The sequence below is a fragment of the Neptuniibacter sp. QD37_11 genome, assembly GCF_047778105.1.
In the GTDB taxonomy this organism is placed as follows: domain Bacteria; phylum Pseudomonadota; class Gammaproteobacteria; order Pseudomonadales; family Balneatricaceae; genus Neptuniibacter.
On sequence record NZ_CP180552.1, the window covers coordinates 1,311,049 to 1,330,818 of the forward strand.

18 protein-coding genes are annotated in these 19,770 nt (G+C 43.0%); 14 read left to right on the forward strand and 4 right to left on the reverse strand.

Annotated features, from left to right (window positions below; translation table 11 throughout):
• Positions 1-118 precede the first annotated feature (118 nt).
• The 3 genes from ACMXYT_RS05830 to ACMXYT_RS05840 form a co-directional block, all read right to left on the reverse strand.
• A complete protein-coding gene (locus ACMXYT_RS05830) occupies positions 119-1,669 on the reverse strand; it encodes a tripartite tricarboxylate transporter permease (protein WP_415900685.1) in 1,551 nt (516 codons plus the stop codon).
• 4 nt (positions 1,670-1,673) lie between these two features.
• Positions 1,674-2,147 (reverse strand): tripartite tricarboxylate transporter TctB family protein, encoded by a 474-nt coding sequence (locus tag ACMXYT_RS05835; RefSeq protein ID WP_415900686.1) that lies wholly within the window; start codon positions 2,145-2,147, stop codon positions 1,674-1,676.
• Positions 2,148-2,292: 145 nt separating this feature from the next.
• Entirely contained in the window at positions 2,293-3,276 is a 984-nt protein-coding gene (locus tag ACMXYT_RS05840) for a tripartite tricarboxylate transporter substrate binding protein (RefSeq protein WP_415900688.1), read from the reverse strand.
• Between the two features lie 191 nt (positions 3,277-3,467).
• On the opposite strand from ACMXYT_RS05840, the gene ACMXYT_RS05845 reads away from it, so the two are divergent.
• From ACMXYT_RS05845 to hisA, 4 genes are all read left to right on the forward strand, one after another.
• On the forward strand, positions 3,468-5,087 hold the full coding sequence (locus ACMXYT_RS05845) for an ATP-binding protein (protein WP_415900689.1): 1,620 nt from the start codon (positions 3,468-3,470) through the stop codon (positions 5,085-5,087).
• An 83-nt stretch (positions 5,088-5,170) separates the two neighbouring features.
• Positions 5,171-5,872: a response regulator gene (locus tag ACMXYT_RS05850; protein WP_415900690.1), complete on the forward strand. Its 702-nt coding sequence runs from the start codon at positions 5,171-5,173 to the stop codon at positions 5,870-5,872.
• Between the two features lie 117 nt (positions 5,873-5,989).
• A complete protein-coding gene (locus ACMXYT_RS05855) occupies positions 5,990-7,129 on the forward strand; it encodes a murein transglycosylase domain-containing protein (protein ID WP_415900691.1) in 1,140 nt (379 codons plus the stop codon).
• Between the two features lie 79 nt (positions 7,130-7,208).
• Positions 7,209-7,964, forward strand: a complete 756-nt coding sequence (gene hisA / locus ACMXYT_RS05860; RefSeq protein ID WP_415900692.1) for a phosphoribosylformimino-5-aminoimidazole carboxamide ribotide isomerase — start codon at positions 7,209-7,211, stop codon at positions 7,962-7,964.
• A gap of 67 nt (positions 7,965-8,031) precedes the next feature.
• On the opposite strand, the gene msrB is transcribed toward hisA, so the two are convergent.
• Complete coding sequence (gene msrB / locus ACMXYT_RS05865; RefSeq protein WP_415901102.1) at positions 8,032-9,066, reverse strand: peptide-methionine (R)-S-oxide reductase MsrB; 1,035 nt, start codon at positions 9,064-9,066, stop codon at positions 8,032-8,034.
• Between the two features lie 338 nt (positions 9,067-9,404).
• Here msrB and ACMXYT_RS05870 point away from each other — a divergent pair, with 338 nt between their 5' ends.
• The 10 genes from ACMXYT_RS05870 (at position 9,405) to ACMXYT_RS05915 (ending at position 19,726) form a co-directional block, all read left to right on the forward strand.
• A complete protein-coding gene (locus ACMXYT_RS05870; RefSeq protein ID WP_415900693.1) occupies positions 9,405-9,611 on the forward strand; it encodes a DUF1289 domain-containing protein in 207 nt (68 codons plus the stop codon).
• Between the two features lie 212 nt (positions 9,612-9,823).
• Positions 9,824-10,111, forward strand: a complete 288-nt coding sequence (locus ACMXYT_RS05875; RefSeq protein ID WP_415900694.1) for an STAS domain-containing protein — start codon at positions 9,824-9,826, stop codon at positions 10,109-10,111.
• 32 nt (positions 10,112-10,143) lie between these two features.
• Positions 10,144-10,506, forward strand: a complete 363-nt coding sequence (locus tag ACMXYT_RS05880) for a response regulator (RefSeq protein ID WP_415900695.1) — start codon at positions 10,144-10,146, stop codon at positions 10,504-10,506.
• An 8-nt stretch (positions 10,507-10,514) separates the two neighbouring features.
• Positions 10,515-12,986 (forward strand): chemotaxis protein CheW, encoded by a 2,472-nt coding sequence (locus ACMXYT_RS05885; protein WP_415900696.1) that lies wholly within the window; start codon positions 10,515-10,517, stop codon positions 12,984-12,986.
• Positions 12,983-13,504 carry a chemotaxis protein CheW gene (locus ACMXYT_RS05890; protein ID WP_415893937.1) on the forward strand — a complete coding sequence of 174 codons (522 nt, stop codon included), beginning with the start codon at positions 12,983-12,985 and terminating at the stop codon, positions 13,502-13,504. The genes ACMXYT_RS05885 and ACMXYT_RS05890 overlap by 4 nt, the downstream gene beginning before the upstream one ends.
• A gap of 17 nt (positions 13,505-13,521) precedes the next feature.
• Positions 13,522-15,885 carry a methyl-accepting chemotaxis protein gene (locus tag ACMXYT_RS05895; protein WP_415900698.1) on the forward strand — a complete coding sequence of 788 codons (2,364 nt, stop codon included), beginning with the start codon at positions 13,522-13,524 and terminating at the stop codon, positions 15,883-15,885.
• 67 nt (positions 15,886-15,952) lie between these two features.
• Positions 15,953-16,792 carry a CheR family methyltransferase gene (locus ACMXYT_RS05900; protein WP_415900699.1) on the forward strand — a complete coding sequence of 280 codons (840 nt, stop codon included), beginning with the start codon at positions 15,953-15,955 and terminating at the stop codon, positions 16,790-16,792.
• Positions 16,793-16,797: 5 nt separating this feature from the next.
• Positions 16,798-17,412, forward strand: coding sequence for a chemotaxis protein CheD (locus ACMXYT_RS05905; protein WP_415900700.1), 615 nt, complete (start codon positions 16,798-16,800; stop codon positions 17,410-17,412).
• 16 nt (positions 17,413-17,428) lie between these two features.
• The gene (locus tag ACMXYT_RS05910) at positions 17,429-18,475 is read left to right on the forward strand and encodes a protein-glutamate methylesterase/protein-glutamine glutaminase (RefSeq protein WP_415912019.1); all 1,047 of its coding nucleotides are present in this window, start codon (positions 17,429-17,431) and stop codon (positions 18,473-18,475) included.
• Between the two features lie 24 nt (positions 18,476-18,499).
• Positions 18,500-19,726, forward strand: a complete 1,227-nt coding sequence (locus ACMXYT_RS05915) for a methyl-accepting chemotaxis protein (protein WP_415912020.1) — start codon at positions 18,500-18,502, stop codon at positions 19,724-19,726.
• Positions 19,727-19,770 lie beyond the last annotated feature (44 nt).

The following is a 19,770-nucleotide window of genomic DNA, read 5'->3' on the forward strand; positions in this document are numbered from 1 at the left end:
TTGCAGGCACAGCTATCCGCTAGTCCTCCTTTGGATTAGTTGAAGTTGATTGAGATTGGATCGCAGGAATTTACAGCCTGACTTGTAAATTCCTGCTGATATTGAATTTTGGCTAGGGCTAGCCTTCACCCTCAGAGATCGCAGCTTCGCAACCCGGGTTCTTGCTGGAATTAGTTCTCTTTCTCCAAGCTTCGATGATTGGGGGAAGGACTAAAATAACGATTGCTGCAATGACGATGCTCAGTGTCAGTGGTCGCTCCCAAAGGAAAGCGAAGCTGCCGTCAGAGATGGTTAAAGCACGGCTTAAGTTGTTTTCCATCAAACCGCCTAAGATGAAACCAAGCAGCATAGGGGCCATCGGAAACTCAAGCAGTTTTAGGAATATGGCTATGACCGTAATGATCGCCATCATGTGAATATCAAAGCTATTAAAGCTCACGAGATAAACACCAGTGATCGAGAAGAAAAGGATCAATGGGATTAAGATTGGTCTAGGAATAACTAGTAGTCGGGAGATGTATGGAATCAACGGCAGATTAAGAATCAGCAGTACCAAGTTGCCAAAATACATCGAAATGATGACAGACCAGAACACATCCGGATTATCTAGAAATAAACGAGGGCCCGGCTGAATGCCGTAAGCAATTAATGCACCCAGCATAATTGCTGTTGTACCTGAACCAGGAATACCTAGCGTCAGAAGTGGTACGAATGAGCCCGTAGATGCTGCATTGTTTGCAGATTCCGGTGCTGCCAAGCCACGTAACGCGCCCTTGCCAAATTTTAGTTTCTCTTTGGCTGAAGCAAGGTTGCGTTCCAGACCATAAGCAAGGAATGACGCGATGGTTGCACCTGCACCTGGAAGGATCCCAATTAGGAAACCAAAAAAGGAAGAGCGGCCAACGGTTGGGGCAACGTGCTTAACTTCTTCTTTGCTTAGCTTCATGCTGCCTAGTTGGCTCATATCCATAGGTGCTTCTTTCTCGTTATGCTGACCTTTAAGCACAGTCATAACTACCTCGGTTAAAGCAAAGGTTGCCATAGCTAAAAGTAAGAAGCTTATACCATCGATCAAGTCGACGCTGCCAAAGGTAAATCGGGTTGTGCCAGATGTAACATCTGTACCTACAGTCGCGATCATTAGGCCTAATACGGTCATGATTAGCGCTTTGATAACTTGGCCTTTACCAGAGAATGCTGCTACCGCCGTTAAACCAAGAATCATCAGGGCAAAGTAATCGCTCGATTGGAAACTCAACGAAACTGAGGCTAATGCAGGTGCTGCAAATAGCAGTACCAGTGCACCGATAGTGCCGCCTGTAAATGATGAGTATGCAGCTAGGGCTAGTGCTTTACCTGCTTGTTTTTGTTGAGCCAGTGGGTAACCGTCAAAAGAGGTTACAACTGTGCTCGCACAGCCCGGAGCATTGATTAAAATCGATGAAGTTGAACCACCAAAGACTGCACCGTAATAAACACCGGCCATCAAAATAATCCCAGAAGAGGGGTCTAGTCCGTAAGTGATTGGGATCATTAGGGCTACGGCTGAAATAGGACCTAAGCCTGGTAACATCCCGATAAACGTGCCTGCAAAGCAGCCAACAACGACCATCAATAGGTTAAAAGGCATCACCGCTGTGGTAAGCCCGGTAATAATTCCGTCTAACATGGGATCAGCCTCCAAAAATTACAGTTAACGCTTTACCTGGAGCCAGATAAATGTCGAGTAGTTGTGTCAGTGCAAACCATAGAAAAATGGCAAAAGGCACTGATGCAATAAATAGGGTCTTGGGTCTTCTTTCGCCTAATAGCCAGTAACCACCGACTAAAAAGAAAATGGTAGAAATTAAGAAGCCTAGCCATTCAAGTGCTAATGCAAAAAGTACAACGAGCAGTAATAGCTTGATTACTAATGGGAAGTCATACCCTTTAAGAACTAACTTTTGGTCATTGCTAGATTTGGTTGTAGCCAGCAGTAAGATGGACAGTACGCCACCTACTATTGCCAAAGCATTAGGAATTGTTTGTGCATGGAACGGTTCGAATTCATCACCAGGCAGTAAAGGGATCTGAGTTGCATAGTAGCCGTAAGCTACAGACAAACTGAGAAATACCAGACCACCAATATGATCTTTGCATAAGGTCATGAGGATCCTCCTGCTATGGCAGAGGCCATAACTGTCTATTTAAAAAAACCGAGGGCCAGTCGACAGAGGCCAAAAGGCAAAGCCCTCGGTAAAGAAGGCCTGACTTAATCAAAGTCAGGAATATTGCTGCGAAATGAGAGTGTGTTTACTTAAGGAATCCAAGTTCGCGCATTAGAGCACCAACTTCTTTTTCCTGAGTTTCTAGGAATGAGACAAATTCAGGACCTGGTTTGAAAATCTCTGTCCAGCCATTACGTGAACGTACGGTTTCCCACTCAGGTGTGTCGTACATTTTGTCTAGAGATTCAATAAACTCAGCTTGTTGCGCTTCACTTGTGCCTGGTGCTGCGAAGAAACCACGCCAGTTTACAAATGTAGTGTCATAGCCAAGTTCTTTTAGGGTTGGGACCTCTGGTGCTGCTTCATTTCGTTCGCTACCTGTCATGACTAGAATGCGTACTTCGCCTGCTTCAGCTAGGGCTAACGCTTCACTGAAACCTGTTGATAGAAGTTGTGTTTCTCCAGAAAGAAGGCCAGCCATTGCTTTACCGCCTGCATCGTAAGCAACATAGCGAACTTGACGTGCATCACCGCCTGTTGCTTTAAATGCCATTGCTGCTACTAGATGATCCATACTGCCACGAGCAGAACCGCCTGCAATTTTGATAGAGCGCGGGTTAGCTTTGTAGTCAGCAACCACTTGTTTGAAATCGGTGTATTTTGAATCTTTCTTAACTACAAAGGCACCGTAATCGCCGATAGTTGCAGCGATTGGTGTTAGGTCACGGAATGATTGTGGGAATACTTTAGATAATGAACGAATTACGATAGGAGTTGAGTTCACCATCAAGGTGTCTTGCTTCTGTTCAGCTGTCTCGATCAAGTGAGCAATGGCTTTACCACCGCCACCGCCAGACATGTTTTCGTAAGAAATAGTATCAACAATACCTGCTTTAGATAGCGCTTCGCCTGTGCCACGGGCTGTTGAATCCCAGCCGCCGCCAGCACCACCAGGGATTAGAAAGTGAATGCTTTCCATGGCTTGAGCTTGGTAGGAAACACCGGCTGTCATGCATGTTGTTAATACGGCCGCCATCAGAGTTTTTTTGCTTTTAACTTTACCGAACATCGAGATCACCTCGTATTTATTTTTGTGATGCCTACAAAGTAGTGAGGTTTATTCGGCAAATGAAGCTTATGAAATTAAAGGCTTTTTAATCCTTAAAAATCATTTTGTTCATAATGTTTACGGGGCTTTTTAATCGAGGTTAGCTAAGCTTTAAAGTATCTAATGATTAGGGTATTTAGCGAGTTCACTGAATGAGTTTGGATATTAAATTACTAAGCCGATTAAAGCTTAAGAGCCGTATGATCCTGATTTTGGGATTAATGGCGATTGTGCAGACAGGTTTTATCGGTGTTTTTGCGGTCCATTACCTGCATAAATCGCTAGATGAACAGATTGGTCAAAGAGCTTTAGATGTGGCTAAAACAATTGCTGTCGCTCCACAGATCATCGACGCAGTACAAAGGGGCGATAGCCAATATTTACAGCCTTTAAGTTTGCGATTAGCAGAAGAAACTCAAGCTCGCTTTGTTGTGATTGGAGATAAGCAGGGGATCCGTTTAGCACATCCACGAACAGAAAAAATTGGTCGGCCGATGTCTGATGATGAAGGTGATGATAATGCTCCGGCGCTTGTTGCTGGTCAGGGGTACCTTTCTAAAGCTTTAGGCAGCATGGGGTGGTCGATGCGGGGAAAAGCGCCGATCTTTTCAAATGAGGGTGAGGTTATAGGTCTGGTATCAGTTGGTTATCATCTTGATCAGGTCGAAAACATTATTGAAGAGTATCGGATCACACTGATCGCTGTTATTGGGGCGTCATTTTTATTAAGCGCAATGATTGCGGTTTGGTTTGCTAATCACTTTAAGCGAGCCATTTTTGGCTTAGAACCTGAGCAGATCGCTCGTTTATTTGATGAGCAAAGAGCAACGTTAGAATCGGTGCGTGAAGGGATAATCGCTATCAATAATGATGGACGGATCACAACCTTTAATCGAACAGCTGTGGAAACATTAGGCTTAGCCGATTATGCAGAGCTGACGGGGCGACATATATCAGAGGTGTTACCCGACAGTACAATGCTAGAGGTGCTAAAAACAGGGCAGCCGCAATTTGACGAGGAGGTCTGGCTCTATGGACAAAACCTCATTGCTAACCGCTTACCGTTAAAACAAGGTGATCAGATTACTGGAGTTGTTTCGAGTTTTAGGCGTAAAGACGAATTAGCAATGGTGAGTAAAAAACTAACGCGAATTCAGCAATACGCAGACAGTTTACGCAGCCAGTCACATGAATATTCTAATAAACTGCATACCATTGCAGGTTTGATTCAGATTGGGGCAACTGATGAGGCTCAGGCGCTGATAGGACAAGAGGCGCAAAGCCATCAAGAGCTGATCACATTGTTACGTGAAGCGGTTTCTGATCCTGTATTGGCAGGGTGTTTATTAGGTAAATATAACCGTGCTAAAGAGATGGGGCTTCACCTTATTATTGATCCTGATAGTAGAATGCTATCGCTACCCGAGAAGCTCCCTCGAGAACACTTAGTCAGCATTATCGGCAACTTAATCGATAATGCACTTGAGGCTACATGGGAGCATACGGGTATAGGTGGAGAGGTTGCGCTTAGTATGTTGGATCTGGGTACAGATCTAATTTTTGAGATTGAAGATCAAGGGCCAGGTGTAAAAGAAGGCGATCAAGAGAAGATCTTTGAAAAAGGATATACCAGCAAAACTAAAGATGGGCACGGCATTGGGTTACATCTAGTGAAACAGCTTTTAGGTAATTTAAATGGCACAGTGACCTGTGAACTAGGAGAAAAAGGGGGAAGTCGATTTATCGTCTATATCCCCAAAGCTCAGGGGTGAGGTTTATTCGTAGGTATAAAGAAATGAGTATTGCTAAAGCTTGATACTCAGTGAAATAAAACTCAATTAACAAGTATAAAAAGATGAGTGATATTCGAGTTGTTATTGCAGAAGATGATCAGCAAATAGCTGAGATACAAAAGCGGTTTTTAGAGCGCATCTCTGGATTTGAGTTAGTTGGGATTGCTCACGGGCTAGAAGAAGCAGAGGATCTTGTTGAGGTCTTACAGCCAGAGCTTTTGTTGCTTGATATCCAGTTTCCGACAGGAACCGGTTTGGATTTATTAAGAAAGCTGCGTTCAGGTAATCACGGGACGGATGTTATTTTAATTACCGCCGCCAAAGAGGTGGAAACCCTGCGCGAGGCACTGCGTGGTGGCGTGTTTGATTATATTTTAAAGCCACTGGTTTTTGATCGGCTGCAGGAAACCCTCGAAAACTATCAACTACACCTTAAGAAACTTCAAGCTATGGAGTTATTGGCTCAAAGTGATGTGGATACAGTGCTACCTCGGTCTATTGGACAAAGCTCAAGCCTTTCAACTGTTACAGGAGTGGCTCGCCTACCAAAAGGCATTGATGGTATTACTTTAGATAAAGTCCGAAATGTTTTTTGTGCAGTAAATACCCCACTCAATGCTGAAGAGGTTGGGGAGGAGATCGGCGCGAGTCGTACTACGGCAAGGCGCTATCTCGAGTTCTTAGTGAGTGCAAATGAGCTTATGGCTGAAGTTAGCTACGGCAGTGTTGGGCGTCCAGAGAGAAGATATACCCAAATTAAATAAGTGTTTAACGGTCTGATCATTGCGTATGTTGATCTGATTAGGTTACTGTCCCAGACCTAAGTTAGGCAGAATTATTTATTAGATTATACTGCCTTATTTCCCCTGATTAGAGGTTCTATGCTCACACGCAGACGCTTTTTACTGGGCTTACTTCCGCTAGGTTTAGCTGGTTGTACAACTCATGATGCATTTCGAATCGCAACCAGTGTAGCAAGAGGCCAAAGTGTTGAAGGTGCACTTACCTCTCACGCTAAAAGTAAAGCGACCGGTTGGGTGACCAACCCTAAAGGTTTGGTTAATGATATTAAAAAGTTCTCTCAACTGATCAGCAGTGTATGGGGAGAGGATGAAGCCCTTCAGCCCACGCCAACGACCTATGTTAAATATACCGATAAGTACCTGAGTCGAGGAATCGTAGACTTCGAAAAAGGACAAATTCGCGTCGAAACTTTAGATCAGAGCAAGCTGCAAAGTGCGATAGTAACTTTGCTGTTATCGCCAGAAGATCCAACCCAAGTCGATCTTTATTCGGATGCCCCAGTTACTTTGGGGGGAGAGCCTTTTCTGTATCAGCAGATCCTAGATCATGAAGGCCAACCAGTAAGATGGGGGTGGCGCGCTGAGCGATATGCAAAATACCTTCTAGCGAATTCGTTACAGAAACGTCAAGTAAAGACCGCTAATGGTGTTACAAAAACGGAGTATTTTGTTGAGCTTCCTTTGGTCGAAAAGCACCGCTTAAAAAGGCGCTATCGATACGCCACTTTAGTGGACAAGTATTCTCGACAATACAATATCAATCCCTCCTTAGTGTATGCGATCATCGAGACTGAAAGTCACTTTAACCCTTTTGCGGTCAGTCATGCTCCAGCTTATGGATTAATGCAGATTGTTCCAACAACAGCTGGACGAGATGCTCACCAAGAGATTTATGGTCGCGCCGGTACTCCTTCTAGGAATTATCTATTCAATGTCGAGAATAATATCCGTATGGGGTGTGCTTATCTGCATATTTTACAAACACGTTATTTAGTTGAAGTAAGGGATCCGCAGAGCAAGGAATTTTGCATAATTGCTGCGTACAACGGTGGTGTGGGTAATGTGCTTCGAAGTTTCTCTAGTGATCGTCGGCAAGCAATTAGTGCGATTAATCGATCATCTTCCTCTAGCGTGTGGCAGAGATTGCAGAGCCGCATGCCATTAGAAACACAGCGCTATTTGGTCAAAGTAACCGACGCTAAGCGCCGTTATGTATAAGAATCAAATGATTGGCATATACCTAAAGCGATTCGCTCTATAAAATAGCGCCTTTCAGCTTCGATGATCAGGAGATAGCGTGACACAGTTTCGTCCATGTATCGATCTGCACCAAGGGCAGGTTAAGCAAATTGTTGGAGGTAGCTTGCAAGATAGTGGTGCTGATACCAATTATGTAAGCCCTTATGATGCGGCTTATTATGCGGAACTTTATCAGCAGCATAATCTGACGGGCGGTCACGTCATCGCATTAGGGCCTGGTAACAAAGAGCAGGCTTTATTAGCGCTCTCAACTTGGAAAGGTGGTCTCCAGTTTGGTGGTGGTGTAAATAATGAAAACGCTACTGAGTTTCTAGAAGCCGGTGCATCCCACGTTATTGTTACTTCGTATCTATTCGATCAAGGTCAATTCAGCTGGGAACGTTTAGAGAAGATTAAAGCTGAAACTGGTGCTGATAAGCTTATTTTGGACCTTAGCTGCCGTCGTACGGAAACGGGTTGGAATATAGCGACCGACCGTTGGCAAACGGTGACGAGTCTGGCAGTTGATGAGAAAACTTTGTCTGAATTAGGTGAACATTGCGCTGAATTTTTAATCCATGCTGCGGACGTTGAGGGCTTACAGGGTGGTATAGATCAAGAGCTAGTTAAGCTCTTAGGAAAAGCGTGTTCGATTCCAGTTACTTATGCCGGTGGGGCGCGTTCTCTAGAAGATCTAAAGCTGGTGGATCAGCTATCTCAAGGCAATGTCGATCTTACAATCGGCAGCGCTCTAGATATCTTTGGCGGTAAGGGTGTCACTTTAGAAGAGTGTATCGCGTGGAATGCTCGATAAAGTAAATCAAGGATAAGAAAAAGGCAGCGAATCTCGCTGCCTTTTTTATTTGTGTAGATGGACAGTTTTATTTAAAAAGCTGCGCAAATTGCCCATAGCCTTGGGCTGTTAGCTCCTCTTTAGGTACAAAGCGAAGAGACGCTGAGTTTATGCAATAACGTAAGCCTGTTGGAGCTGGACCATCGTTAAAAACATGACCCAAATGAGAATCTGCTCGTGAACTTCTTACTTCAACTCGTTTCATAAAGAAGGAGTTGTCCTCTTTCTCTACGATTTCTACTCCTTTGATAGGCTGAGTAAAACTCGGCCAGCCGGTACCGGACTTGTATTTATCCGTCGATGAGAAGAGTGGTTCACCACTGACGATATCTACATAGATGCCTTCACGCTTTTCATCCCAGTACTCGTTATCAAATGGTCTTTCTGTGCCATCTTCTTGAGTTACTTTGTACTGAAGCGGACTAAGATTAGACTTTAAATAGTGCTCAGAAGGTTTTACAAACTGTTGGATGCGATAGTCAGCATCTGAACTTTGGCCTTTGTATTGGGATAGATCATGTTTAGCATTTTCACCCCAAACCTTTGATAAAAATTGATCACGACCAGAGCCATTACGGTAGTAGCTATAGCGAAGTGGGTTTTTCGCATAATAATCTTGGTGATAATCCTCAGCAGGGAAGAAGTTCTTAAACGGTGCAATTTCAGTCTCTAAAGGTTTACCGTAAACGCCAGACTTAACAAGTGCATCAACAGACTGATCGATAGCATGTTTTTGAGCTGCATTATGATAGTAAACCGCCGGACGGTACTGCTTCCCTCTATCAACAAATTGACCATCTCCATCGGTTGGGTTCATAACTCGCCATAGATGTTCGAGTAGGCCAGCGTAAGAGATTATTTCAGGGTTGTAGTACACCTGAATCGCTTCAGTGTGTTTGGTTAAACCTGCAGAAACTTCTTTGTAATTTGGATTTGCTTTTTCGCCTCCGCTATAGCCTGAAATGACCTGAACAACACCATCGAGCTTTTCAAAGTCTGATTCTGTGCACCAGAAACAGCCGCCGGCGAAAGTAGCTATAGCAAGCTGATTTGATTGTGTTATTGCTGGTGCAGTTGATAGGGAGGCTTGCTCATTTCCTGTGGACAAGGTCGCAATACCCACGCCAAGTATTGAAATGGCTGAGATGGCAATTATTTTTTTCATTTCGACAGAACCTGTAAATACTGGTAATGAAAATTTAGAGAGGTAGTTAAGCAATTGGTTCCATAAAATCTGAAAGCCTTTTACTAAGCCATTATAAAAAGCGGAATTGGTAAACTTTGCTATGCTCTTATTAGGGGAGAGCCCCCTATAATTGCTTAAGGAGCTCGATATCGGTACATCAAACTGTAATGATCCAACATTATTGTTATTGCCGGTTTGGCCAAAGGAATGAAGTTATGCTTTCTAAATCCAATCCAAATCAAATTGAATCCCCTTGCGTAAGAAATTGTTGCCTGAATGAGCATGATATTTGCGTTGGGTGTTATCGATCTTTAGACGAAATCCTTCGTTGGAGTAAAGTGTCGGAAGATGAGCGTTCAAGGATTTTAAAGAATACTGATCGTCGCAAGGCGCAGTTGTCTGCTATTAAGCTAAATGATTGAAAAGCTAGTCTACCTTTTTCAAAACTGACTGATATGTAATCACTAGTCGAGAGTTTTGAGCAATATGCTGAAATATCAGAGTTTTTTGATAAATATCCTTTGACATATTGTGCCAGTTAGGCGAATTTTATAGATGATTTTTATACCCCTTGTAATTTAAAGTGTATTGAAGCGGTATATTGATGTAATTCTTATAGAAATAAGGAACATCCATGATGGACGCTAACAGTGTATTGGCAATGCCTGAAGAGCTATCTATTGCAAATGTGACTGAATGGCAGCAAAAGTTAGGTAATTACCTAAACTCGGTTGATTCTGTTGTCTTAGATGGTGCTCAGCTCAGTCGAGTAGATACTGCCGCACTGCAGCTGTTAACGGCTTTTTGCTTGAAAGCGCAAAACTTGCAAAAGTCTGTAGAGTGGAAAAACCCTTCTGATTCTCTAGTGAAGACTGCATGTCAGTTAGGTCTAGAAAAAACTCTATCCCTTAAAAATGATTAACCTGCTCAGGATTTATGTGGAGATTAGTATAAATGGCTAGCATCTTAGTTGTTGATGATTCGGCTTCCCTAAGAAATATGGTGACCTTTACCCTTAAACAGGAAGGTTACCAAGTAGTAGAAGCGGCTAATGGGCAGGAAGCTTTAGGTAAGGCTCAAACAGGACGTTTCGATTTGGTTCTTACAGATGTAAATATGCCGATTATGGACGGCATTACATTGTGTGCCGAGTTGCGTAAATTACCCGCGTTTAAGTTTACGCCAATTTTAGTTTTAACTACCGAAAGTTCCCCTGAAATGAAACAGAGGGGTAAAGCGGCTGGTGCAACGGGGTGGCTCGTTAAACCATTTAATCCTGAGAAACTTCTTAGCACAATTAAGCGTGTAGTACGGTAGATAGCATTATGAGTATTGATCTATCACAGTTTATAGCTACTTTCCTTGAAGAGAGCTATGAAGGTTTAGAGGTTATGGAGTCCAGCCTTCTAAATCTTGATTCAGCCGATGAAGAAACGATCAATACTATTTTTCGTGCTGCGCACTCAATAAAAGGCGGTGCGGGCACGTTCGGTTTCAACGAAGTAGCAGATTTTACCCATGTAGTTGAAACATTATTAGATGAGTTACGTAGTGGCAAACAGTCCATAACCCCCGAGCTTGTTAATCTCTTACTTGAGTCTGTCGATTGTATCAAAATGCTTCTTGAAGCGGCTCAAGATGGCCCTGAAGTTGATGCTGCGAAGATCCAGCAAGTAAAACAGCGTTTAGAGCAAGCTTTGGGGCAAGAGCCTTCTCAAGATCAAGCGCTGTCCGAGGCTCCAGTAAGTGATTCTGGTGAGGCTGATGCTGAGATGTCTTGCTGGAATATAAAGTTTACCCCTCATCGTGATCTACTCCAGGCAGGCCACGAGCCTGCTTTTATGTTTGAAGCCTTGGCTGAGTTAGGTGAGTTAACGGCAACTCCAAGTTTTGCAAATTTGCCTGATTTTTCATCTATAAATTCAGAAGAACTTTTTCTCTCTTGGGATTTACAGCTCGTTTCTGATGATTGTTCAGAAGATGAGGTTCGGGAAATCTTCGAATGGGTAGAAGACGAATGTGATCTCGAAGTAAATCAGGGGAAAGCTTGCTCTGATCCTCTCACTGTTAAAGAGGATGCTGTAAGCAGTGAAGCAGGATGGTCAATCTTGTTTAGCCCTAAGCCTTCAATGCTTGAAACAGGCAATGAACCTAGTTTCATGTTTGAAGCGTTAGAAGAATTAGGTCAACTTGATATTCAAGTTAATCTAGAGCGACTAGTCGATTTTGATAAGCTTAATCCAGAGCAGCTGTTACTTTCTTGGCAATTAGATCTGATATCTGATTGCAGTAAAGAAGAAATAGAAGAGGTGTTTGAGTGGGTTGAGGATGAATGTACTCTAGATTTAGAACCTAAAGTGCAACAGTCTTCTAATGAAGTTGAGGAAAGTTCTGTAGAAAGTGGAACGCCATCAAACGTAGAACCCCCTGCAATTCAATCTTCTGCCCCTATAGCAGAGTCTGCACCCAAACTTGAGACACAAAAATCAAGTGCTTCTGTACCTGCAAATCAAGCTAGCACAGCTCGGAAACCTAAGGCAGCTGAGAGCAGCTCTATTAGGGTAGATACAGATAAAATCGACGCACTAATTAACCGTGTTGGTGAATTGGTAATCACTCAAGCCATGCTTGGACAGGTGGGAGAAGAGCTCGCTGAAATAACCGGCGGTTCTGAAGTCGAGCGCCTGCAGTCTGGTCTTGAGCAATTAGAGAGAAACACGCGCGATCTCCAAGAAGATGTAATGCGTGTTCGTATGTTGCCTATTAGTTTTGTTTTCAACCGCTTCCCTCGTTTGGTTCATGATGTCAGTGGCAAGTTAGGTAAGAAAGTAGAGCTCGTTATTACAGGTGAACAAACGGAAATCGATAAGACCGTAATGGAGAAGATCGGTGATCCAATGGTTCACTTGATTCGAAATTCTCTTGATCATGGTTTAGAAGCGCCTGATGAGCGTGTGGCTGCAGGTAAGTCTGAAGTCGGCAGGGTGGAGCTTAATGCATATCATCAGGGTGGCTTTATCATTATCGATATTACCGATGATGGTCGTGGGTTAAACACCGAAAAAATCTACCAGAAAGCATTAGATAACGGGCTTATAACCGCTGATCAGCAGCTTAGTGATAGTGAAATTAATGAGCTTATCTTTAAACCTGGTTTTTCGACAGCTGATGCGGTGAGCGATCTATCGGGCCGTGGCGTTGGCATGGATGTAGTAAGACGTAATATTGAATCGTTAGGCGGGCATGTCAGCGTGACTTCTGAACCCGGTCACGGTTCAACCTTTAGTGTCAGTCTGCCTCTGACTTTAGCCATACTAGACGGTCAGCTTGTTCGTGTGCATAACGAAACTTATATTGTTCCGCTGATTTCTATTGTAGAAACAATCCTTGCTGATAAATCTGCAATGAGCCCGATTGCGGGTGAAAACAAACTGCTTCATTTCCGCGAAGAATATATCCCGCTTATCAACTTACGTACTCTATTTAAGCTTCCTGTCGACGAAGATCAAACTGATACATGTTTAATCGCCATTGTTGAAAATGGTGGGCAAAAAATCGGTTTAGTTGTAGATGAACTATTTGGACAGCAGCAGGTTGTAATTAAAAGCTTGGAAGTTAACTTCAAGCGTATTGAAGGGTTTGCAGGAGCAACGATCTTGGGCGATGGCAGTGTGGCGCTAATCCTTGATATTGCCGGTCTGATGAAACGCGGTTTGGATTTTGAATCGGCAAAAGCTGCTCAAAAACGAAATGAAATATCACGTAGTGAACATGCTGATCAGGGAGCTGTGGCATGACAGATACTGAATGGCAGGAGCAATCTGAGCTTTTAGATCAAACAGCCGATGGGCACCAATATCTAAGTTTTCTTCTTGATGATGAAGAGTACGGGGTGGATATTCTTAGGGTGCAGGAACTTAGAGGCTGGACGCCGGTTACTCATGTGCCAGATATGCCTGACTACCTAAAAGGTGTGCTGAACTTACGTGGGGCGATTATTCCTGTGATTGATCTGCGTTTGCGATTTGGTCTTAATCCTGTCGAATATGGGCCTACAACAGTTGTTATTGTGATCAATGTAGATAGTGGCACTAGTCAACGTGTGATGGGGATCATTGTTGATGCGGTTGCTGAAACATATACGCTGTCAACAAATCAGATACAACCAGCACCACAGATAGGTGGAGTGATAAATGCTGAATTTATTACTGGCCTTGTGGCGCAGGATGACAAAATGATTGTCCTGATGGACATAGATGAATTAATGAATTCCGATGAGTTAGCTGCAGACTCATCAACAAGAGCTGAAGTGTAAGGGGCGGAGGATAAGAAATGAAAATCAATGAGCCGGTTACGGATCGCGAAGTTAAGCTCAGAGATGGTCAGGAACTTGTTACAAAAACAAACCTGAAAGGGATAATTACTTATACCAATCCGGACTTTATAGAGATCAGTGGGTTTAGTCGGGATGAGTTAGTGGGGAAAAACCACAATGTGGTTCGTCACCCCGATATGCCCCCTGCGGCCTTTAAAGATCTATGGGATACCCTTAAGTTGGGACGTCCATGGTCAAAATTAGTAAAAAACCGTTGTAAAAATGGTGATTACTATTGGGTTAAGGCTAATGTTACCCCTATTTTCCGCAATGGTGAGATTGTTGAGTACATGTCTGTACGAACTCGCCCAAGTCAGGATGAAATTGAACAGGCTACAGCTCTATATGCGAAACTGAAACGGAATGAGGCGACCTTGCCTTCACCTGGAGCAGTTCCAAGCCAAAATTTGGGTGGTCAGGTAACTCATCATGCAGTGGTGGCAGTGGTTGGTGCTCTATTAATTAATGCAGCCATTTATCTTGCAGGTCTTCCAGGTGAAGCACTTATGCTTGGTCCTGTTCTCGCCTTTTTGTACTTGTTCTTTGGCGCAAGTAAGAGCCTTAAAACAGATGTTATAAAACCTCTGCAAGAAGCTAAGCGACACATGCTTGATATCACTGAAGGAGACTATCTAGCGCCAATTCCTTTGGATGAACCTGGCGAAACGGGTGAGCTAAAACGAAATGTCAAAATTCTAGCGACAAAGCTCGGTTACGAAGTGAATGATGCCAAAGAAGCAGCGAATCGTGCTTCTCGCATTAAAGTAGCTCTAGATAACGTGTCTTCTAATGTTATGTTGGCGGATAACGACGGCAATATTATTTATTGTAATGATGCAGTCTTAGGAATGATGCGTAATGCTGAAGCAGATATTCGTGAACAATTACCCGATTTTGATGCTGAAACAATTTTGGGATCTAATTTCGATATTTTCCATAAAAATCCTGAACATCAGCGCCGCATGCTGGAAGGTCTTAAAACCACATATAATGGTAAAATTAAAGTTGGTACACGTAGCTTTAGTTTGATTGCCAACCCAGTAATTGATGAGAACAGCCAACGACTGGGTACAGTTGTTGAGTGGATGGATATTACTGATCAGCTTGTTGCGGAAGACCAAGTTGCTAATCTGATTCAAAAAGCTTCACAAGGCGAATTGAACGAGCGACTAGATGTAGAACTTTATAGTGGTTTTATGGCGAATATTGCTTCTGGTGTTAACCAAATGCTGGATGCTGTAGTAGAGCCTCTTCGCGAAGTTAAACGTGTGTTAAATGCTATGTCTGATGGTGATTTGACCCAGCAGATGTCCGGTAATTTCCAAGGTGAATTTGCAGAGTTGAACAATGCGCTTAATAGTTCCTTGCACAACTTAAATACAATGGTTGGTGAGATCAGAACAGCGGGTGCAAGTATCACAACGGGTGCTTCTGAAATCTCAAGTGGTAACACAACACTAAGTTCCCGTACAGAATCTCAAGCTGCAAGTTTACAAGAAACTGCAGCAAGCATGGAGCAGATGACCAGTACGGTTAAGCAAAATGCTGACAACGCTGATGAAGCACGAAATCAGGCAAGTGATGCTCAGAAATTGGCTGAGAAGGGTGGCGAGATCTCCAATAAGGTTGTGACCTCAATGGGTGATATTCGTGCTAGCTCGACCAAAATTGCAGAAATTATCGGCGTGATTGATGAAATTGCTTTCCAGACTAACTTGCTTGCTTTGAACGCAGCTGTAGAAGCCGCGCGAGCTGGCGAACAAGGTCGTGGTTTCGCAGTAGTTGCATCCGAAGTTCGTAGTCTTGCTCAACGAAGCGCAAGTGCGGCGAAAGAGATCAAAGAGCTGATCAGCGATAGCGTTGAAAAAGTTGAAGAGGGTGGATTGTTCGTTGATGAGTCCGGCAAAGCGTTAGCTGAAATCATGGACGCTATCAAAAACGTATCGACAATCATCAGTGAAATTGCTGCAGCTAGCCGTGAACAGGCGATTGGTATTGAGCAAGTGAACATTGCTGTAACGCAAATGGATGAAGGTACTCAGCAAAATGCGGCACTGGTAGAGGAGGTTGCGGCTGCTTCTGCGTCTATGGAAGAGCAAGCTGGTCAACTTCAAACTCTAGTAAACCAATTTGAAGTAGTAGAAGCAGAGGGTATGTCTAGCTCAGTGCAAGCACCGACAAAAACTGAAGGTGTGAGCCGTCTAAGAGAGTTAGCAAGCCAGAACGTTCAAACTGAGCGCAAGCCTGAAGTTAAACGCACTGTACCAAAGCAGCCAATTATAAGTGCCGGTGCTAGTGGTGATGAGTGGGAAGAGTTTTAAGTAGTAAAAAACAGCCTATCTGAATTGATAGGCTGTTTAACACTCTTTTAAATTTCAGGGAGCGTTAATGGCATCAGATTCTACCAGATCCCGAGAGTTTACCTTTACAAGACAACATTTTGTGAAGGTAAGGGATGAGCTTTACGATTATGCTGGAATTGTACTAGCTGATCACAAGCAAGATATGGCCTATAACCGTTTGGTACGACGCCTGAGAGAGTTAAAACTTGCTAACTTTGATGATTATTTCTCTTTTTTAGACAATAACCCTGTCGAATTTAGTCAATTTATTAATGCGCTTACCACAAATCTAACTGCTTTTTTCCGTGAAAAGCACCATTTTGAATTTATAACAAATACGATTATTCCAGAAATAAAAGCGAGTAATGCTTCTCGGGTTAGAGGTTGGTCCGCTGGTTGTTCTCTAGGAGAAGAGCCCTACAGCTTGGCAATCACTTTGTTAGAGGCGGGGATAGACCCTTCGAGTTGGGATATCCGCTTATTGGCGACTGATATAGATTCCAAAGTGTTGAGTAGTGCAAAATCGGGTATCTACACGGAAGACCGAATAAAAAATCTGCCTGATTCACAACTGAAACGTTGGTTCTTGAAAGGAAAGGGCTCACAAAAAGGTTTTGTTAAAGTTAAACCTGAACTGCAAAATTTGCTCAGGTTTAATTATCTGAATTTGATGCAGGATTGGCCAATCGAAGGGCCTTTAGATTTTATTTTTTGTCGAAATGTAATGATCTATTTCGATCAAAATACGCAAGCACGCTTATTGGATCGAATGCATTCTTTACTCAAACCTAATGGTTATCTATTTGTAGGGCATTCTGAAGCATTGGCACGCCATGCTAGTAATTTTGAGTTAGTGGGTAAAACTATCTACAGAAAGGTAGGGTGAACTGGATGCCTGTAGAACAGAAACTACCTAAATATGTATCCGGTTTTCAGCATTTTAAATCTTTCTGGGAGCCGCGCTGGGAGCTTTATGCCGTAAAGGTAAAGCCGGGTGAGTTTTATATTGCAAATGATGAGTTGGTTATCACGACTTTGTTGGGCTCCTGTATTTCGGCTTGTATCTTTGATCCTGTGACGGGCTATGGTGGTTTAAATCATTTTATGTTGCCTACTGGCGGCCCCAATGATGATATGCAGCGATCCTCTCGATATGGTTTGTTTGCTATGGAGCAGTTGGTTAATGAGCTAATGAAGCATGGCTGCCTGAGAGAAAACTTACAAGTCAAGTTAACTGGCGGTGGGAATATGATGTCTGGCATCGCCAATATCGGTCAGCAAAATATAGATTTTATTCTTAAGTATATAGATGACGAAGGTTTAAAACTGATAGCCTCAGATTTAGGTGGAGATCAAGCTCGTCGAGTGGCATTTTTCCCAACCACTGGACGTATGTTAGTTAACAAACTAGATCACCGTGATGACCAGCTTGTAATTGCTGAAGAGCGTTCTTACCAAATTGATGTTGATCAGCATTTGGATGATTCCGATGTTGAACTCTTTTAAAGGAAATTACCCTGATATGGAAAAAACTCGGGTATTGATAGTTGATGATTCTGCCTTGGTCCGCGGAGTGATTAGCGAATTGTTATCTTTAGATCCTAGTATTGAGGTCGTAGGCACTGCAGTTGACCCTTACGATGCTAGAGACAAGATCAAGCAGTTGAAGCCAGATGTGCTAACGCTAGATATTGAAATGCCAAAAATGGATGGCATCACTTTCTTAAAGAATTTAATGAAATTAAACCCGATGCCTGTAGTTATGCTGTCGACTCTGACGCATGAAGGCGCTGATGCCACTCTACAGTCATTAGAAATTGGTGCGATAGATTATATAGCTAAGCCTTCAAACACTCAGTCAGACGATCATTTAGAATTATTTCAGTCTGATTTAGTCGCGAAAGTGAAGGCTGCAGCTTCAACTTCTGCCAAACTAAAGTTTAATCGCATTAATCGAGAGCAAATCGCAAAAGTTGTTACTAAAGCTCCTATGGCGCGTGCAAGAAATCAGCTAGTCGCTATTGGTTCGTCAACAGGTGGAACAGAGGCTTTGCATCATATTTTGGCTTCATTGCCAACCAATATGCCACCGATCATTGTTACGCAGCATATACCTGCGAGTTTTAGTGATAGGTTTGCAAATCGTCTAAATAAGAACTGTGATCTAAATGTAGCTGAAGCGAAAGCGGGCGATGTTCTTCAACCGGGGCATGTCTATATCGCACCGGGGGATTTTCATCTCAGAATAAAGCAGAACGGTCATGAATTTGTTTGTGTTTTAGATGATAGCGCTCCAGTAAATCGCCATAAGCCTTCGGTAGAAGTTATGTTTGACTCTATTGCATCTTTAGATCAGCGTAACGTGACGACTGTCATGCTAACGGGTATGGGTGAAGATGGTGCAATGGCTATGAAAAGCCTAGTGGATAAAGGTGCTCACTCTATTGTGCAAGATGAGGCAACAAGTCTTGTATGGGGAATGCCAGGGGCTGCTGTAAGGCTTGGAGCCGCAAAAGAAGTTGTACCTTTAAATGATATTGCACAGCGATTGGTCCAGCACCTTTCGTAATTTTGAGTGATTGAGGTTAGCTAAATGACGTTAAAGAAAATAATGTTGGTTGCCGCTTTGGTGGCAAGTTTAGTGTTAGCGACTGCAGAGGTTCTAGGGCTTGAAAGTATCGTGAACCTAATCTGTCTTGTGGTGCTAATACCTGCCCTTCTTGCTCAATTTGTAATTAATGATACGGCTGCAAATTCACAAAATAACTCGGAAACGAGAACGAGTAGAGTGGTTAGTTCCTCGGTTGGTGTTGACCCAGTACTGCAAGAGGCTGTGAACGAAGTTTCTCAGACGCTTGTTCACGACGCGATGATTGTAAATCAAGAGGTGTCGCGTGTAGATGGCTTGATTAAAGAATCGGTTCATTTAATGAGCGATAGTTTTCATACAATGCATGATTTGGCAAGTCGTCAGGCAGCATTAACAGCTGAAATTATTAATCAAACGCATGAAGGCGATTCTCAAGGTGGCGAGCAAAATCTAAACCAAGAAACATTCAGTATTCAAAGTTTCATCTCTGAAACAGGTCACACTTTGGATCAGTTTGTGAATGTAATGGTTGATGTAAGTAAGAACAGTTTAGAAACCGTCCACCATATAGATGATATGGTTGAAAAATTGGATGGTATTTTTGGCTTGATCGAAAATGTTGAGGGACTAGCTAGTCAGACAAACTTATTGGCTCTAAATGCAAGTATTGAAGCTGCTCGAGCTGGCGAAGCCGGCCGAGGTTTTGCTGTAGTTGCGGATGAAGTTCGAACTCTGTCGATTAATTCTGCTACTTTGAATAATGAAATTCGTGAAGAGATCGGTTCTGCTAAAGAGACTATCGAAGTCCTACGTAGCACCGTAGGTGGAATGGCCTCTACTGATATGAGTGACACCATTGGCACGAAAGATAAGATGGGTCAAATGCTTGAGCATATGGCTAATATGAATCATTTCTTAAATGAGAAGGTTACTGAAATTTCACATATTGGTACTCAACTCAGTAGCAGTGTTGATCAGGCTGTACGTTCGTTACAGTTTGAAGATATCTCTTCTCAAGCGCTTTCATCAGTGGAGCATAATGTCGATTCCTTGAATGAGGTATCAGCATTAATTTCAAATGTAATTACGCCAGATCATCAAGTTAATAGTGCCGCTGCAGAAAAATGTATGGCACGTTGTAAAGAGTTAAGAGAGGAATCTTTACATCGCAATCAGTCGCGAACTGTTGCGCAGAATGATATGGATGAAGGGGAAGTGGAGCTGTTCTAGTGGCGTTCTGCAATCCAAAAAGTCTTAGGAAGATGGGATAACTT

What these genes read in the sequence shown, in the direction of transcription:
- ACMXYT_RS05845 (WP_415900689.1), top strand. Translation starts at nt 3,468, where the DNA reads ATGAGTTTGGATATTAAATTACTAAGCCGATTAAAGCTTAAGAGCCGT.
- ACMXYT_RS05835 (WP_415900686.1), bottom strand. Translation starts at nt 2,147, where the DNA reads ATGACCTTATGCAAAGATCATATTGGTGGTCTGGTATTTCTCAGTTTG.
- ACMXYT_RS05915 (WP_415912020.1), top strand. Translation starts at nt 18,500, where the DNA reads ATGACGTTAAAGAAAATAATGTTGGTTGCCGCTTTGGTGGCAAGTTTA.
- ACMXYT_RS05900 (WP_415900699.1), top strand. Translation starts at nt 15,953, where the DNA reads ATGGCATCAGATTCTACCAGATCCCGAGAGTTTACCTTTACAAGACAA.
- ACMXYT_RS05840 (WP_415900688.1), bottom strand. Translation starts at nt 3,276, where the DNA reads ATGTTCGGTAAAGTTAAAAGCAAAAAAACTCTGATGGCGGCCGTATTA.
- ACMXYT_RS05905 (WP_415900700.1), top strand. Translation starts at nt 16,798, where the DNA reads ATGCCTGTAGAACAGAAACTACCTAAATATGTATCCGGTTTTCAGCAT.
- ACMXYT_RS05875 (WP_415900694.1), top strand. Translation starts at nt 9,824, where the DNA reads ATGATGGACGCTAACAGTGTATTGGCAATGCCTGAAGAGCTATCTATT.
- ACMXYT_RS05855 (WP_415900691.1), top strand. Translation starts at nt 5,990, where the DNA reads ATGCTCACACGCAGACGCTTTTTACTGGGCTTACTTCCGCTAGGTTTA.
- ACMXYT_RS05880 (WP_415900695.1), top strand. Translation starts at nt 10,144, where the DNA reads ATGGCTAGCATCTTAGTTGTTGATGATTCGGCTTCCCTAAGAAATATG.
- ACMXYT_RS05830 (WP_415900685.1), bottom strand. Translation starts at nt 1,669, where the DNA reads ATGTTAGACGGAATTATTACCGGGCTTACCACAGCGGTGATGCCTTTT.
- ACMXYT_RS05870 (WP_415900693.1), top strand. Translation starts at nt 9,405, where the DNA reads ATGCTTTCTAAATCCAATCCAAATCAAATTGAATCCCCTTGCGTAAGA.
- ACMXYT_RS05890 (WP_415893937.1), top strand. Translation starts at nt 12,983, where the DNA reads ATGACAGATACTGAATGGCAGGAGCAATCTGAGCTTTTAGATCAAACA.
- ACMXYT_RS05850 (WP_415900690.1), top strand. Translation starts at nt 5,171, where the DNA reads ATGAGTGATATTCGAGTTGTTATTGCAGAAGATGATCAGCAAATAGCT.
- ACMXYT_RS05910 (WP_415912019.1), top strand. Translation starts at nt 17,429, where the DNA reads ATGGAAAAAACTCGGGTATTGATAGTTGATGATTCTGCCTTGGTCCGC.
- ACMXYT_RS05895 (WP_415900698.1), top strand. Translation starts at nt 13,522, where the DNA reads ATGAAAATCAATGAGCCGGTTACGGATCGCGAAGTTAAGCTCAGAGAT.
- ACMXYT_RS05885 (WP_415900696.1), top strand. Translation starts at nt 10,515, where the DNA reads ATGAGTATTGATCTATCACAGTTTATAGCTACTTTCCTTGAAGAGAGC.